Origin of the sequence: Photorhabdus luminescens subsp. luminescens (assembly GCF_001083805.1) — a bacterium.
GTDB lineage: Bacteria > Pseudomonadota > Gammaproteobacteria > Enterobacterales > Enterobacteriaceae > Photorhabdus > Photorhabdus luminescens.
The window spans coordinates 973,515-988,802 of sequence record NZ_JXSK01000001.1 but is presented as its reverse complement, the minus strand read 5'-3'; the positions used below and the strand labels follow the sequence as shown (position 1 = coordinate 988,802).

Genomic DNA, 15,288 nt, shown 5'->3' with positions numbered 1-15,288 from the left:
AAAGCATTATGAGATTTGTTATTGGAGGACAAATTGAGAAAGAAAAAATTGCTGAAACTTTACGCCGTCTGGCCGGGGATAAAGCCTTATCCATTACCGTGATGGGCGACATAGATGCCGCTATGGCGCTTAAGAGTGGTAATGCGGATTACTATTTGGGCGCCTGTAATACGGGAGGGGGCGCTTTAGCAATGGCAATTGCTATTGTTGGTATTGATAAATGCGTCACCGTCAGCATGCCAGGCAAGATCCTGCCTGATGAAGAAATTATTGCGCATGTTAACGCGGGGAAAACCGCATTTGGTTTTACTGGTCAGGATATGGACGCAGTTATTCCGGTGATTATCAAGGCTATTTTTTCTTCATGAGGACAGGGAAATGGAATATGAATTTTTCACCCGTTTAATGGAGATTGATCCATTTAAAGCCGGTTTGTTGGCGGTGATCGGTGGGATATCCGCCATGATGGCTAACCGTGGTATTGCAGTATTTCATGATGGGCTACGTCCTTTAATGCCGGAACACCTGGAAGGACGTATGAATCGTAAGACCCTGGCTGCCACCAGTTTTGCGCTAAGTTTTGGTCTGGTTATCGGCTTTGGGATTCCATTTTCTCTGACTGCGCCGATTATTTTGGTGCATAGCTTATTATTGGGAACCGATGTCATTGGTACCTGGTGCGCAAACAGCAAAAAAGGTTTCATACTTTCCGCTATCTTGGGGGCGCTGTATGCCATTGCCCTGATGACCGGTTTACGATCTGTTGTCGATATCTTTGCCCATTTGCCGGTTAATTTCATGGGCAACCTGAGTAAAGTTGGCGATCCTATCGTGGCTTGCTTTGCATTATTTCCTGCAATTGTTGTGGCCTATCAATACGGATATGGCAAAGGAATATGGGTGCTGATTGCGACATTGGTGGGGTATATCGCGACAAAAGCGGTAGGATCATTGAGTTTTGGCGGCGCCCTGAGCAAACCGGTGCAGTTGGACCCTAACGGGATAGCCCTACTGATTTCGATGATAGTGATGTTCTATTTTGCTATGAAACAGCGTGCGCCCAAAGCTGGCGAGGAATCTGCTTCGGCCAAGGGGGCGAATGAGATGTTAGTTGGATTATTTTCCACACGGATACAGCGTATTCAAAATAACATCTGGTTGCTGGTATTCAGTGGAGGATTGACCGCTGTAGCGTCTTCGATGTCGCTTAGTCTGCTGGCGGAAGGGCCTGTATCACTACAACTGATGGCGCAGGGAGAAGGGGCTAACGCCATGTTGGTGGCGCTTGCCAGAGCGATCAGCTTTGTGCCGTTAGTTGGTATGACAGCTATTGCTACAGGGGTTTATAGCCCGGTCGGCATGAAATTTGTGTTTGTCGCGGGACTAGTAACAAATAATCTGTGGATTGCCTTCATTGCTGGCAGTGTGATTATGTTTGTGGAAATCAAACTGCTGGCGAGAATTGCTATCTGGCTGGATAAATATCCCGGAGTTAAAGCTTGTGGTGAGCATATTCGTACCGTTATTACCCGCATGTTGGAAGTTGCCTTATTGGTGGGGGGAATGATAGCTTCCAACGCCATTCTGCCGGGCATGGGATTCATGGTGGTGGCGGGCATTTATCTGCTCAACCGCACTGCTAAACGTCCTTTGGTTGAAATGGCGATTGGGCCGATTGCAACGATTGTGGTTGGTGTGCTAGCTAACGTCATCTATCTGGTAGGTATCAGTTAATTGAATATACCCGTCATCTTTCAAGTTGTCTCTTTGTTGGCTGAACTCACTCACCCCGGTCGCATAGTTCGCTATGCTCCCGGGGATTCGTTCCTTTGCCGTCGCGATGCATCTTGAAATCTATAGGGTATAAGTCTCCCCTTTATTTTGTGATGATAAAAATAGAGGGGAAAGGGCGGAAGAACACATAATACAGGAGAACAGATAGTGCGGGAGAGCAGATATTGAACACCTATCCATTACCTAGTCTGAGCATGGAGCAAGCGCAGCACAAACAGTTTCGTTTAGTTGATATTATCTGCCGCCATTTTCCTGGTGCGGATTTTCTCACCACCGGAGATTTAGGGCTGGTGCCGGGATTGAATCGGCCGCAAGCGACACAACGTGTTGAACAAGTTATCGCAGATTTCTTCTCCGCTGAGGCTGCCGTGTTAGTGCAAGGGGCGGGAACCGGCGCAATACGTTGTGGGCTGTCGGCATTACTTAACGCGGGCGATAGCCTGTTGGTTCATGATGCGCCGTTATATCCTTCTACAGCGGTTACTGCCGAGCAGATGGGTTTACATCTGGTACGGGCTGATTTCAATCGACCCGAACGAATACGGGCGGCGATTTTGCAACATACGCCGGTGGCGGGGTTGGTACAACACACGAGGCAGAAAATTGATGATGCTTATGAATTGGCAGAGGTTATGTCACTGCTGAATGCCGCATCCTTACCGGTTCTGGTTGACGATAACTATGCCGCTATGAAAGTGGAGCATATCGGTTGTGAATCGGGTGCTGCGTTATCGGCCTTCTCCAGCTTTAAACTGTTTGGCCCGCAAGGTATCGGTGTTGTGGTAGGTCAACAAGCGGTAATAGAGCGCATCCGGCGTGGTATGTATTCCGGTGGCAGTCAGGTACAGGGATTTCAGGCATTGGAAGTATTGCGTGGATTGGTATTTGCCCCGGTGATGCATGCTGTGCAGGCTCAGGTAAGTGAAACATTAGTGGCCCGGCTGAATCAGGGAGTTATTCCGCAGGTAAAACAGGCTCTTATCGCCAATGCACAGTCGAAAGTATTGCTAGTGGAGTTTTATGATGAGATTGCTGAACAAGTACTTCATATTGCTCATAAGCTTGGTGCGCTGCCTTATCCGGTAGGCGCCGAATCGAAATTCGACATCCCGCCACTGTTTTATCGGTTGTCCGGTACATTCCGTCAATCTGATCCCACGTTAGAGAAACGGATGATAAGGATAAATCCTAATCGAAGTGGTGCCGAGACGGTGATAAGGCTCCTGAGTCAAAGTTGTGCGCAGGCCGTCGTCTCGTGGTAAAAAGGCTAAAAGACAGACAGAAGATTATTCTGGATGCAGTAACATCCGCCGTAATCGGCGGTATATATCGTCTGTCATCCAAAATATGTACAATATTTTCTGAATATGGGGAAATCGATATCAAGGCTTATCGATCCTGAATTAATGTAAAATTCTGCGATGTCATTAATAGCATTCCTTATTATTAATAAAATTAATAAATGATGTGAGTAACAGTTAATGGAAAAATCAATTTGTTTATAATATAAAATGGCCTATGGATAGAAAGTACCTTGGTGGCATATAGAGGTCATAGCCATTTTCTTTGCAAAGTGATCGTAACTCTGTCACTGAGTTGACAGATAATTTTTCGTAAATACTTTCAAAATGTTTTTCCACAGTATGGCATGTAACATTCATTTCAATGGCGGTATCATTATTACTCATGCCACAGCAAAATAGAAAAATAACCATCCACTCTTTCTCGTTTAGCAAATCATTAGGTGGTCTGGGACAGGCAGATATTGGGGTGTTACTTTGAATATAATGGAACACTGTGAAGTGTTCTATTTCTCTGGCATGGGAAATAATGCCGATACATTGATTATCTTCCCCGAACAATGGATATTTCTCGCAAAAATAGGATTTAGGTCGTCGACCATTACCTTGAGGATAAGTGCCAACAGAGCATACTCGTTGCATACATTCTAACACCCTACGATCATGTTCTTTAAAATGGTGAGCAAAGCCATTAACCGGTGTTGGTAATTCATCATCGGTATACCCAATAACATTAAAGTTTTCAGGTAACTTATTGGCTTTAATAAAATGAGTATTTGCGTAAATAAAGCGGGATTCCGTATCCTTTACGAACCACGGTTCAGGGCTTTTGTCCCATATAAGTGTAAATTGAGGCGTAATCAAAGGGACTTTTTTTAATCCTGATTTATTCATAAATATCCTTTAAGATAATTATTGCTTTTTTAAACTATTGAATGGAAATGTTCCGTTGAAAAAAGCCTATTTCCATAGGGCTGTATATTTTATCAATAAATAACTAACAAAGGTAGTGTGTAGCAACTGGGAAATAATACGTAATCTAAGACAATAAAAACCTTTCAGGGATGTAATGATGAAAGTTATTGGCGTGACAATATTCTGCCAATTGTTGGTCAGAGTGAATCCCAATTTTACGATATATCCTTGCCATATGTTCTTCAACCTCACGATGGGTGATATTCAATATTTCTCCAATCTGTTTTCTAGATTGCTTCTGTAAGAAGAAAAAGATAATATCCCACTCCCGTTGAGTGAAAAGATCAGACGGTGGTTGGAGTAGGATGGATGACGGTAATTTATCATAATATTGATATAGGTAGGTCAATGAATACTCCTTGGCTTGCCACATATGGTAGATAATTCCCATACAATTACCATTGTCATGATAAAGAGGTAATTTTTCACAAAAGTAGGATGATAGAGTTTGCTCTTGTCCGAATACATGGGTTTCAAGTGAACAAACTCTTTCACCTTTAGCCATGACATTTTTATCGTGGATCATAAACTCCTCGGCGAACTCAGCACCATCCCAAGGCAGTTCATGATCATAAAGTCCTTCATAATCAAATGATTCTTTAAAGTTATGAATAAACCTCTTTGTCGCTGGATTACCATAGATAAAGCTTGAAGAACTATCCTTTATTCCCCACGGCTCATTGCTTATCTCCATTGTATTAATAATTTGAGGTGATATTGCATAGTTCTTCTTCATATTAGTAACAGCTCCTTTTTAATCTAAGGGTTATGGGAAAATTTTGCTGCAAGGTTGCACAAACCTTTCTGGTACATAGAGATCATAATCATTTGTGCGACAATATTCTTCTAATTGGTAACTGGAGTGAACACCAATCCGTTTATATATGCGTGAAATATGGTTTTCAACCGTACGATAGGAAATATTTAACATTCTACCGATTTGCTGACTAGTATATTTGTGTAATAGGAGAAAAATAACATCCCATTCCCGTTGAGTAAAGAGATCGATCGGTGGCTGGAACATAATAGAGGCTGGCAGTTTTCCACGAAATAGCCGGGTGAATGAGAAATCCTGAGCTTGATAACCATGAAATATAGTTCCTATACAGCTACCATCTTCATGATAAATAGGGTATTTTTCACAAAAGTAGGATGACAAAATCTGCTCTTTCCCAAATGTATGTGTTTCAAGTGAACATATTCGTTCTTCCATTTCCATCACCATTTTATCTTGGATCACATGTTCTTTAGCAAATTCGGCACCATTCCAAGGAATATCAAAGTCATAAAGTCCCTCATAGTTAAAAGAATTTGAAACATTGTGAAGAAGTTTACATGCCTGATTGACATAAATAAAACATGAATTTTTATCCTTTATTCCCCACGGCTCATTACTTTGCTCCATTGTATTAATAACTTGAGGTGATATTGCATAGCTCTTATTCATGTTAGTAACGACTCCTTTTAATCTAAAGGTTAAAGAAACATTCTACTTTTTGGATGAATAAAATCTTTTGGCATATAGTGATCATAATCATTCATGCGACAATATTCTTCCAATTGGTAACTAGAGTGAACACCAATTCTTTCATATATTCGTGAAATATGGGTTTCAACCGTACGGTGGGAAATATTTAACATTCTACCGGTTTGTTTACTAGTATACTTTTGTAGCATGAAGAAAATAACATCCCATTCCCGTTGAGTAAAGAGATCGGTTGGTGGCTGGAACATAATAGAGGCTGGAAGTTTTCCACGAAATAGCCGGGTGAATGAGAAATCCTGAGCTTGCCAGCCATGATATATAATGCCCATACAGCTTCCATCTTCATGGTAAAGAGGATATTTTGCAAAAAAGTAAGATGAAAGAGTTTGTTCTTTTCCATGTACATGTGTCTCAAGTGAACATATTCTTTTTTCCTGTTTCATTACTTTTCTATCATGGACCATATATTCGTTGGCAAATTCGGCTCCATCCCAGGGCAATTCATGCTCATAAAGCCCCTCATAATCAAAAGAACTTGAAATATTTTGAAGACGCTTACATGCCTGATTGACATAAATATAGCGTGTGTTTTCATCCTTTATTCCCCAAGGCTCATTACTTTGCTCCATTGTGTTAATAACCTGAGGTGATATTACATAGTTCTTTTTCATATTAGTAACAGCTCCTTTTAATCTAATGGTTAAGGGAACGTTCTGGTTTCTGGATGAACAAATCTTTTTGGTACATAAAGATCATAATCATTGGTGCGACAATATTCTTCTAACTGAGAACTAGAGTGAACACCAATCCGTTTATATATACGCGAGATATGGGTTTCAACCGTACGATAGGAAAGATTTAACATTCTACCGATTTGTTTACTGGTATATTTGTGTAACATGAGGAAAATCACATCCCATTCCCGTTGAGTAAATAAATCAGTTGGTGGTTGGAACATAATATTTGCGGGCAATTTTCCACGAAATAGCCGGGTAAATGAGAAATCCTGAGCTTGCCAGCCATGATATATCGTTCCTATACAGCTTCCGTTTTCATGATAGAGAGGGTATTTTTCAAAGAAGTAAGATGACAAAATTTGTTCTTTTCCATGTACATGTGTTATAAGTGAACATGTTCGTTCTTCTTTTTCCATCACTATTTTATCATTCTCCATGTAAGCTTCAGAAAATTCGGCGCCATCCCAAGGGAGCTCATAATCATAAAGCCCCTCATAGTTAAAGGAACGTGAAATATTTTGAACACGATTACATGTTTGGTTAGCATAGATAAAGCATGAGTTTTCATCCTTTATTCCCCAAGGCTCATTACTTTGCTCCATTGTGTTAATAACCTGAGGTGATATTACATAGTTCTTTTTCATATTAGTCACAGCTCCTTTTAATCTAATGGTTAAGGAAATGTTCTGGTTTCTGGATGTACAAATCTTTTTGGCACATAGAGATCATAATCATTGGTGCGACAATATTCTTCTAACTGAGAACCAGAGTGGACACCAATGCGTTTATAGATACGCGAGATATGGGTTTCAACCGTACGATAGGAAATATTTAACATTCTACCGATTTGTTTACTGGTATATTTGTGTAACATGAGGAAAATCACATCCCATTCCCGTTGAGTAAATAAATCAGTGGGTGGCTGAAACATAATATTTGCAGGCAATTTTCCACGAAATAGCCGGGTGAATGAGAAATCCTGAACTTGCCAGCCATGATATATCGTTCCTATACAGCTTCCATTTTCATGATAGAGAGGGTATTTTTCAAAGAAGTAAGATGACAAAATTTGTTCTTTGAAGAACTTATGTGTTACAAGCGAACATGTTCGTTCTTCTTTTTCCATGACTATTTTATCATTCGCCATGTAAGATTCAGCAAATTCGGCGCCATCCCAAGGGAGTTCATAATCATAAAACCCCTCATAGTCAAAGGAGCGTGGAATATTTTGAACGCGATAATTAGCTTGATTAGCATAAATAAAGCATGAGTTTTTATCTTTAATTCCCCAGGGTTCATTACTTTGCTCCATTGTATTAATAACCTGGGGGGAGATGATATAGTTCTTTTTCATATCAGTAGAACTCCTTTTAATCTAATGGTTAAGGGAACATTCTGCTGCCAGATTGCACAAATCTTTTTGGTACATAGAGATCGTAATCATTTGTGCGACAATACTCTTCTAATTGATGACTAGAGTGAACACCAATCCGTTTATATATGCGCGAGATATGGGTTTCAACCGTCCGGTAGGAAATATTTAACATTCTACCGATTTGCTTACTGGTATATTTATGCAACATGAGGAAAATGATATCCCATTCCCGTTGAGTAAAGAGATCAGTCGGTGGCTGAAACATAATATTTGCGGGCAATTTTCCACGAAATAGCCGGGTGAATGAGAAATCCTGAGCTTGCCAGCCATGATATATCGTTCCTATACAGCTTCCGTTTTCATGATAAAAAGGGTATTTTTCAAAAAAATAAGACGATAGAATTTGTTCTTTTCCAAATGTACATGTTATAAGTGAACATACTCTTTCTTCTTTTTCTATCACCCTTTGATCATGAGCGATGTACTCTTTGGCGAATTCGGCTCCATCCCAAGGCAATTCATGATCATAAAATCCTTCATAATCAAATGACTCTTTGAAATTATGAATAAGATTTTTTGTTGCTGAATTACCATAAATAAAACATGAATTTTTATCTCTTATTCCCCAGGGCTCATTACTTTTCGCCATTGTATTAATAACTTGGGGGGAGATGATATAGTTCTTTTTCATATTAGTAACAACTCCTTTTAATCTAATGGTTAAGGAAATGTTCTGGTTTCTGGATGTACAAATCTTTTTGGCACATAGAGATCATAATCTTTTGAGCGACAATATTCTTCCAATTGATAACTGGAATGCACACCAATTCGTTTATATATACGCGAGATATGGGTTTCAACCGTACGGTAGGAAATATTTAACATTCTACCGATTTGCTTACTGGTATATTTGTGCAACATGAGGAAAATGATATCCCATTCCCGTTGAGTAAAGAGATCAGTCGGTGGCTGAAACATAATATTTGCGGGCAATTTTCCACGAAATAGCCGGGTGAATGAGAAATCCTGAGCTTGCCAGCCATGATATATCGTTCCTATACAGCTTCCATTTTCATGATAGAGAGGGTATTTTTCAAAGAAGTAAGATGACAAAATTTGTTCTTTGAAGAATTTATGTGTTACAAGCGAACATGTTCGTTCTTCTTTTTCCATGACTATTTTATCATTCGCCATGTAAGCTTCAGAAAATTCGGCACCACCCCAAGGAAGATCATGATCATAAAGGCCCTCATAATCAAAGGAACGTGAAATATTTTGAACACGATTACATGCCTGATTAGCATAAATAAAGCATGAGTTTTTATCTTTAATTCCCCAGGGTTCATTACTTTGCTCCATTGTATTAATAACTTGGGAGGAGATGATATAGTTCTTTTTCATATCAGTGGAACTCCTTTTAATCTAATGGTTAAGGGAACATTCTGGTTTCTGGATGTACAAACCTTTCTGGTACATAAAGATCATAATCTTTTGAGCGACAATATTCTTCCAATTGATAATTGGAATGCACACCAATTCGTTTATATATACGCGAGATATGGGTTTCAACCGTACGGTAGGAAATATTTAACATTCTACCGATTTGTTTACTGGTATATTTGTGTAACATGAGAAAAATCACATCCCATTCCCGTTGAGTAAAGAGATCGGTCGGTGGCTGGAACATAATATTAGCGGGCAGTTTTCCATGAAATAGCCGGGTGAATGAGAAATCCTGAGCTTGCCAGCCATGATATATTGTTCCCATACAGCTTCCATCTTCGTGATAAAGAGGATGTTTTTCAAAAAAATAAGAAGAAAGAATTTGTTCTTTTCCAAATGTATGTGTTATAAGCAAACATACTCTTTCTTCTTTTTCCATCACCTTTTGATCATGATCGATGTATTCTTTGGCAAATTCGGCTCCCTCCCAGGGAAGCTCATGATCATAAAGCCCTTCAAAGTCGAAAGAACATGAAATATTGAGAAGACGTTTACATGCTTGATTGACATAAATGTGGCATGAGTTTTTATCCTTTATTGCCCAGGGGGCATTACTTTGTTCCATTGTATTGATAATTTGAGGTGAAATGATTAGTTTATTGTCCATGTTATCACTCCTGTTTTTCTGGTCTTAAAATTACCAGTAAGTTCTTTTGTAGCTAAATTGCCGTAGATAAAATTTGAAGAACTATCGTTTACTCCCCACGGTTCATTACTCATTTCTATTGTGTTAATAATTTGAGGCGATATTGCATAGTTCTTCTTCATATTATAAAAGTTCCTTTGTAATCTAAGAGTTAAAGAAACATTCTGGTTTCTGGATGCACAAATCTTTCTGGCACATAGAGATCGTAATCGTTTGAGCGACAATATTCTTCCAATTGATGACTAGAGTGGACACCAATGCGTTTATATATGCGTGAAATATGGGTTTCAACCGTACGATAGGAAATATTTAACATTCTACCGATTTGCTTGCTGGTATACTTGTGTAACATAAGGAAAATCACATCCCATTCCCGTTGAGTAAAGAGATCGGTCGGTGGTTGGAACATAATATTTGCTGGCAATTTTCCATGAAATAGCCGGGTGAATGAGAAATCCTGAGCTTGCCAACCATGATATATCGTTCCCATACAGCTTCCGTCTTTATAATAAAGAGGGTATTTTTCAAAAAAATAAGACGAAAGAATTTGTTCTTTTCCAAAAGTATGTGTTAAAAGTAGGCATACTCTTTCTTCTTTTTCCATCACCTTTTGATCATGAGCGATGTACTCTTTGGCGAATTCGGCTCCATCCCAAGGCAATTCATGTTCATAAAGTCCTTCAAATTCAAATGAACTTGAAAAATTCTTAAGAGATTTTAATGCTAAGTTACCATAAATAAAGCATGAGTTTTTATCTTTTATTCCCCAAGGATCATTACTTTGCTTTAATGTATTAATAACTTGAGATGAAATAATTAATTTATTGTCCATGTTATCACTCCTATTTTCTTTAGCCTTAAAAATTTGATTATTAATCTTATAGTCAACTTAATTCTAAACTACCAATGGTGACGAATCTTGCTGGAATATAAAGATCAAGTTTATTTTCTCTACAGAAATCTTTTAATTCTGCATGTAGTGGCAAATTGAATTTTTGGTAAATTGATTGAAGATGATTAACCACATCTTCGGTACTTATCATTAACTCTTCACCGATTTTCTCTTCGTCTAATGAGCGTAGAGTTAGAAAGAGAACTTCCCATTCAGTTTGAGTCAATTTATCATTAGGGGCGATAAATTCCAGCGTTGCCGGAGGCGTTTTTTCATAATAGTAAGCAGTAGAAAAATTTTGGGTTTTGCACATATGGAAAGTGATCCCAATGCAATTGCCATCTTCATCACAAAGTGGATATTTATTACAAAGATAGATTTGTTTAATCTTATGTTCTTCAAATGGATGCGTTTCTAGTGAAGTAACGCGCTGCATTGTTTGAATAACTTTTTGATCCAGACGATGGCATTCTTTTTCATATTCTGCAATAGGCGAGGGTAATTCACCTGTTGAAAGCCCGGTAATATCGAAATCTTCCGGCAAATTGAGTAGTTGATAAAAAGCGGAATTGGCGTAAATAAATCTTGATTGAAGGTCTTTAGCTCCCCAAGGTTCATCACTGTTTTCCCACATATGAATTAATTGTGGAGTGATATTATTAGGTCTGTTTTTTATATGTTGCATCGGTGACTCCTGAATGATTATTTCAGTTGCTATCTGACAAGTTTATTAACTAATTATACTTAAAACGCCTTAGTCATATAATAGAATATAATAACTTGCTCGTCAAAATACATATATTTATTAATTAAACCTTTTATTGTTATGTAATGGTATTTTTAACTTGAATAAATATAACGTAAAATACTATTTTGTATAAAAACATTTTAGTTTACTTACTAAGCAATAAAATTAATGAATTAAACTTTTAAGTCATAAGTAATTAAGTGACGTAGGTCAAAAACTTTCTGCCGTTAGCTGAAGTATGGGGGAGCGGTTGTTATAACGATGATCGATAATAGAATGAAAAAAAAGGTGTTATCTTTGGGAAAGAATAACGGCGAAAAAATGGCATTTAATCGGAATAATATTCGATCAATTAAAGGATGCTTTTTAAACGGCATATATTGATCATCGTAATTCGGTAAAATATATTTCGGAATTGTCAGAATAATCAACTATATGGAGTTTTCAGCCTAAAAACCGCGTCTGAATTTGTTTACTGCTGACAATAGCTATTCTTAAATAAAATTAAGGTTAGGTAAATTCTATGAAATTAAATTTTTGAAGAATAATTAAATAAAAAACTTACTTAAAATGGTATAGCTCAAGATATAAAGTTGCATTTTAAGTTCCACTTAGATGTTTGTCACAATCACCTTCTCACCCCATTTCCCGCAGTTTTTATCGATGATTTTTTGCTTTGACAGTGCCGGTGAGGTAGCGTCAGAGGCAAAAAATTGACCTAATTTTCGTTAATTTCAGAATATTATTACATTTTTTAATTCAAATTTATTGCATTATCGATTATATATTAATACTTAAGTATTAATAATATAGTATAAATTCAGATTAAACCCATGTTTCATGTGATTGGTCAATGGGCGCGTCAATAGATGCTAATAGGGTATTGCTCGTTGGCGACAAAACCACTTGTGGTGGATAGATTGTTACTGGTGACCTTAATGGGTAAGCAATGGCTTATGAAGGGGATAAAGTTACCTGTGGTAAACATTTCGGCACGTATATTATTGCTGGTGGCATATCAGATATGTTTGATATGGAGCAACGATTAGCTGGCACACTGGATAGTATCATTTCCTGCTTTTGTCTGGCCCGGTTTATTAACTCGCTTATGGGCAGCTACGAGAAGCAGAAACAACCCCACCATCAAGTGGTAACAAGTCGGATTAATGGGACTGTTTTATTCATCAGGATTGAATGAGGGTGAAGAGGATTACTTAGTATTTGTTAACTGAATAGTAATAAGGGAGATTTTTTAGGCCCTGATGAGTTCATATATAACCTTTAAAAATTATTGAATATAACTATCATATTTTTAAATAAAAATATTCCAACAGGGCTGGTTATTTTTTTTCATTAATAATGGATAAGAATAGCACGTAAAAGCTGGGAATAAATACGTAATCTAAGACAATAAAAACCTCTCCGGTATATAGCGATTAAAATTGTTGGTTCGGCAATACTCTTCCAATTGTTGGCTAGAATTAATACCTATCTTATGGTATATCCGAGTCATATAAGATTCAACGGTGCGATAGGCTAGATTCAGTATCCGTCCAATCTGCTTTCTGGTATTTTTCTGTAAAAAGAGGAAAATGATATCCCATTCACGTTGAGTAAAAAGATCGGTTGGTGGCTGGAGCATAATTGAGGCGGGGAGTTTGTCGTGATATTGATGTAAATAGGTTAATGAGTGGTTTTGTGCTTTCCAGCCATGAAATATGATTCCGATGCAATCTCCATCTTTATGGTAAAAAGGTAATTTTTCGAAAAAGTAAGACGATAGGGTTTGCTCTTTACCAAATACATGGGTTTCGATTGAACATATTCTCTGCTGTTTTTCCATCACTTTTTTGTCATGATTAATAAATTCTTCGGCAAATTTAGCGCTATCCCAAGGAAGTTCATTTTCATAAAGCCCCTCAAATTCAAATACATTTGAAAAATTCTGAAGAGATTTTAATGCCATATTGCCGTAGATAAAGCATGAGTTTTTATCTTTGATTCCCCAAGGATCATTGCTTGCGGCCAGTGTGTTAATAATTTGAGATGATATAGTTGTGTGATTACTCATATTATTGTTCCTTTTTACTCAATTTGTGTTTAAGTTGTGATATATTTGAATCATATTGTCAGTTTAATACTTTATTACTAGCAATGACAGACTTTTTCAGAAAATAATTATTATGGTTATTTTTATTACGAGAGTCGTTTAATTGGTAGAGAGAAATGGTTAATTCATTTATGTTAATGAGACTCATTTTTATTTAAGGGGTGAGATTTAAATATGAGTAAATGTAACGGGAGATTATTATTTTTCTAAAATTTAAATTGTTTATTTAACTAGTGTTTTTATATGTGAAAATGCTGCCAGTATAATTTGAGCTAATATCATTATCCATTGATGGTGGAATTGCATCATACCGACAGCGATAGACTATGTAATCATGTTCTTTATGACTAAAAATAGTAAATAGAGTTATTAAGATAGTAAAAATTTTTCGGGTACATAGCGTTTAAAATTATTGATGAGACAATATTCTTCCAATTGCTTATTGGAGCGAACACCTATCTTGTGATATATATTAGTCATATGGGATTCAACTGTACGATAAGCAATATTTAATATTTTTCCAATCTGTTTCCTGGTGTGTTTTTGTAAAAAGAAGAAAATAATATCCCATTCACGTTGGGTAAAAGTATCTGTTGGTGGTTGGAATATAATCGATGTGGGCAGAACATTATAATATTGATATAGGTTAATTAATGAAAAATCTTTGGCTTTCCATCCATGAAAAAAGATGCCTATGCACTCATTTGTATCATTATATAGTGGTAATTTCTCTTGGAAGTAAGATGATAAGATTTTTTCTTTTCCATATGTATATGTTTCGAGTGAACAAACTCTTTTCCCTTTTTTCATGACAATTTTATCATGATCAATAAATTCTTTTGCAAATTCCGCCCCACTCCAAGGAAGTTTGTCATCAGAAAGCCCTTCATAATCAAATGACGTTGGAATGTTTTGAATAGATTTTAGGGCCGGGTTACCATAAATAAAGTGTGAGTTTTTATCTTTGATTCCCACGGTTCATTGCTTGCTTCCATTGTGTTTATTATTTGTGGTGAAATATATGTTTCATTAAGTTTCTTCATGATTAAGACCTGTTCTAAGCTTATTAAATATAATTTATGTGTTCAAATAGCTCTATTTTTATTCTTCATGCAACTTAAGATTAAAGTGATGCTGATTAGTTTACTTTTTATATTTTGCATAGTAAATCCTTGCTGATTACTTAAGAGGTTATTTAAATGATTTAAGTAATGATTTTACTTAAAATAACTTGGTCACATAGCATCGAGTGACAATTTTTTCTCAGGAAAAGATACACTATTAATTAAATACTTTAATAAGGAAACTTTAAATAAATGTAAATATATTTATAAAATATTATTTTATAGAAAAATTATTTAATAATGATATTTTTTATGAACGGGAAATGATGGTCGGTAATACTTACTTTTTTTACGATATTAATTATTGGTGAACGGTTATAGGTGTTGATATTTACAAATGGTATCGATATATTTACCGTGATGAAAAAGTTTATTTTATGGTTCTGTAAGTAATGTTGCGTTAATAGATAATTAGGCAATATGGATTAATTATTTTTTATCGTGACTTACCTTGATAAATTAAATGGAATGTTGAGCTAATTATTTCTGCTGATTATACAAAAATAGTTAACCTTATAATTAATAAGAACAATCTATTGTTATTTTCCTGGGCTAGACTGTTATTTATGTGAATTGCGAGAAATCATATTTACAATA

The 15,288-nt window shown here is 36.7% G+C and carries 16 protein-coding genes and 2 pseudogenes; 4 read left to right on the top strand and 14 right to left on the bottom strand.

Annotated features, from left to right (window positions below):
• Positions 1 to 8 precede the first annotated feature (8 nt).
• The 3 genes from TI10_RS03935 to TI10_RS03925 all read left to right on the top strand — a co-directional run bounded on the left by TI10_RS03935 (position 9) and on the right by TI10_RS03925 (position 3,056).
• Positions 9 to 368 carry a DUF2620 domain-containing protein gene (locus tag TI10_RS03935; RefSeq protein WP_049581898.1) on the top strand — a complete coding sequence of 120 codons (360 nt, stop codon included), beginning with the start codon at positions 9 to 11 and terminating at the stop codon, positions 366 to 368.
• 10 nt (positions 369 to 378) lie between these two features.
• Positions 379 to 1,734, top strand: coding sequence for a YhfT family protein (locus TI10_RS03930; RefSeq protein ID WP_049581897.1), 1,356 nt, complete (start codon positions 379 to 381; stop codon positions 1,732 to 1,734).
• A 224-nt stretch (positions 1,735 to 1,958) separates the two neighbouring features.
• Positions 1,959 to 3,056 carry an aminotransferase class V-fold PLP-dependent enzyme gene (locus tag TI10_RS03925; protein ID WP_049581896.1) on the top strand — a complete coding sequence of 366 codons (1,098 nt, stop codon included), beginning with the start codon at positions 1,959 to 1,961 and terminating at the stop codon, positions 3,054 to 3,056.
• A 237-nt stretch (positions 3,057 to 3,293) separates the two neighbouring features.
• Here the strand turns inward: TI10_RS03925 and TI10_RS03920 are convergent, their stop codons facing one another.
• From TI10_RS03920 to TI10_RS03870, 12 genes are all read right to left on the bottom strand, one after another.
• Positions 3,294 to 3,989: a helix-turn-helix transcriptional regulator gene (locus TI10_RS03920; RefSeq protein ID WP_049581895.1), complete on the bottom strand. Its 696-nt coding sequence runs from the start codon at positions 3,987 to 3,989 to the stop codon at positions 3,294 to 3,296.
• 145 nt (positions 3,990 to 4,134) lie between these two features.
• Complete coding sequence (locus TI10_RS03915; RefSeq protein ID WP_049581894.1) at positions 4,135 to 4,806, bottom strand: helix-turn-helix transcriptional regulator; 672 nt, start codon at positions 4,804 to 4,806, stop codon at positions 4,135 to 4,137.
• A 30-nt stretch (positions 4,807 to 4,836) separates the two neighbouring features.
• A complete protein-coding gene (locus TI10_RS03910) occupies positions 4,837 to 5,517 on the bottom strand; it encodes a helix-turn-helix transcriptional regulator (RefSeq protein ID WP_049581892.1) in 681 nt (226 codons plus the stop codon).
• Between the two features lie 29 nt (positions 5,518 to 5,546).
• Complete coding sequence (locus TI10_RS03905) at positions 5,547 to 6,227, bottom strand: helix-turn-helix transcriptional regulator (RefSeq protein ID WP_049581890.1); 681 nt, start codon at positions 6,225 to 6,227, stop codon at positions 5,547 to 5,549.
• 29 nt (positions 6,228 to 6,256) lie between these two features.
• Positions 6,257 to 6,937: a helix-turn-helix transcriptional regulator gene (locus tag TI10_RS03900; RefSeq protein ID WP_049581888.1), complete on the bottom strand. Its 681-nt coding sequence runs from the start codon at positions 6,935 to 6,937 to the stop codon at positions 6,257 to 6,259.
• Between the two features lie 29 nt (positions 6,938 to 6,966).
• A complete protein-coding gene (locus tag TI10_RS03895) occupies positions 6,967 to 7,647 on the bottom strand; it encodes a helix-turn-helix transcriptional regulator (protein ID WP_049581887.1) in 681 nt (226 codons plus the stop codon).
• Positions 7,648 to 7,675: 28 nt separating this feature from the next.
• Positions 7,676 to 8,359, bottom strand: coding sequence for a helix-turn-helix transcriptional regulator (locus tag TI10_RS03890; RefSeq protein ID WP_049581886.1), 684 nt, complete (start codon positions 8,357 to 8,359; stop codon positions 7,676 to 7,678).
• A gap of 29 nt (positions 8,360 to 8,388) precedes the next feature.
• Entirely contained in the window at positions 8,389 to 9,069 is a 681-nt protein-coding gene (locus tag TI10_RS03885) for a helix-turn-helix transcriptional regulator (protein WP_049581884.1), read from the bottom strand.
• Positions 9,070 to 9,097: 28 nt separating this feature from the next.
• Positions 9,098 to 9,778, bottom strand: coding sequence for a helix-turn-helix transcriptional regulator (locus tag TI10_RS03880; RefSeq protein ID WP_049581882.1), 681 nt, complete (start codon positions 9,776 to 9,778; stop codon positions 9,098 to 9,100).
• Entirely contained in the window at positions 9,763 to 9,939 is a 177-nt protein-coding gene (locus tag TI10_RS24810) for a hypothetical protein (RefSeq protein ID WP_387554914.1), read from the bottom strand. Before TI10_RS24810 ends, TI10_RS03880 begins: the two co-directional genes overlap by 16 nt.
• Before the next feature lie 29 nt (positions 9,940 to 9,968).
• Positions 9,969 to 10,649, bottom strand: a complete 681-nt coding sequence (locus TI10_RS03875; protein ID WP_049581881.1) for a helix-turn-helix transcriptional regulator — start codon at positions 10,647 to 10,649, stop codon at positions 9,969 to 9,971.
• A 52-nt stretch (positions 10,650 to 10,701) separates the two neighbouring features.
• Positions 10,702 to 11,394, bottom strand: a complete 693-nt coding sequence (locus tag TI10_RS03870; protein WP_049581880.1) for a PAS domain-containing protein — start codon at positions 11,392 to 11,394, stop codon at positions 10,702 to 10,704.
• A gap of 982 nt (positions 11,395 to 12,376) precedes the next feature.
• Between TI10_RS03870 and TI10_RS03865 the strand changes: the two are divergent.
• Positions 12,377 to 12,601 (top strand): annotated as a pseudogene (locus TI10_RS03865) (S-type pyocin domain-containing protein); the annotation flags it as partial.
• Between the two features lie 258 nt (positions 12,602 to 12,859).
• On the opposite strand, the gene TI10_RS03860 reads toward TI10_RS03865, so the two are convergent.
• Complete coding sequence (locus tag TI10_RS03860) at positions 12,860 to 13,528, bottom strand: PAS and helix-turn-helix domain-containing protein (protein ID WP_049581877.1); 669 nt, start codon at positions 13,526 to 13,528, stop codon at positions 12,860 to 12,862.
• Positions 13,529 to 13,936: 408 nt separating this feature from the next.
• Positions 13,937 to 14,610 (bottom strand): annotated as a pseudogene (locus TI10_RS03855) (LuxR C-terminal-related transcriptional regulator).
• Positions 14,611 to 15,288 lie beyond the last annotated feature (678 nt).

Bases quoted from the DNA above. Each gene is read 5' to 3' on its own strand.
- TI10_RS03870 (WP_049581880.1), bottom strand. From the start codon at position 11,394: ATGCAACATATAAAAAACAGACCTAATAATATCACTCCACAATTAATT.
- TI10_RS03885 (WP_049581884.1), bottom strand. From the start codon at position 9,069: ATGAAAAAGAACTATATCATCTCCTCCCAAGTTATTAATACAATGGAG.
- TI10_RS03875 (WP_049581881.1), bottom strand. From the start codon at position 10,649: ATGGACAATAAATTAATTATTTCATCTCAAGTTATTAATACATTAAAG.
- TI10_RS03890 (WP_049581886.1), bottom strand. From the start codon at position 8,359: ATGAAAAAGAACTATATCATCTCCCCCCAAGTTATTAATACAATGGCG.
- TI10_RS03915 (WP_049581894.1), bottom strand. From the start codon at position 4,806: ATGAAGAAGAACTATGCAATATCACCTCAAATTATTAATACAATGGAG.
- TI10_RS03920 (WP_049581895.1), bottom strand. From the start codon at position 3,989: ATGAATAAATCAGGATTAAAAAAAGTCCCTTTGATTACGCCTCAATTT.
- TI10_RS03910 (WP_049581892.1), bottom strand. From the start codon at position 5,517: ATGAATAAGAGCTATGCAATATCACCTCAAGTTATTAATACAATGGAG.
- TI10_RS03860 (WP_049581877.1), bottom strand. From the start codon at position 13,528: ATGAGTAATCACACAACTATATCATCTCAAATTATTAACACACTGGCC.
- TI10_RS24810 (WP_387554914.1), bottom strand. From the start codon at position 9,939: ATGAAGAAGAACTATGCAATATCGCCTCAAATTATTAACACAATAGAA.
- TI10_RS03895 (WP_049581887.1), bottom strand. From the start codon at position 7,647: ATGAAAAAGAACTATATCATCTCCCCCCAGGTTATTAATACAATGGAG.
- TI10_RS03905 (WP_049581890.1), bottom strand. From the start codon at position 6,227: ATGAAAAAGAACTATGTAATATCACCTCAGGTTATTAACACAATGGAG.
- TI10_RS03900 (WP_049581888.1), bottom strand. From the start codon at position 6,937: ATGAAAAAGAACTATGTAATATCACCTCAGGTTATTAACACAATGGAG.
- TI10_RS03880 (WP_049581882.1), bottom strand. From the start codon at position 9,778: ATGGACAATAAACTAATCATTTCACCTCAAATTATCAATACAATGGAA.
- TI10_RS03930 (WP_049581897.1), top strand. From the start codon at position 379: ATGGAATATGAATTTTTCACCCGTTTAATGGAGATTGATCCATTTAAA.
- TI10_RS03935 (WP_049581898.1), top strand. From the start codon at position 9: ATGAGATTTGTTATTGGAGGACAAATTGAGAAAGAAAAAATTGCTGAA.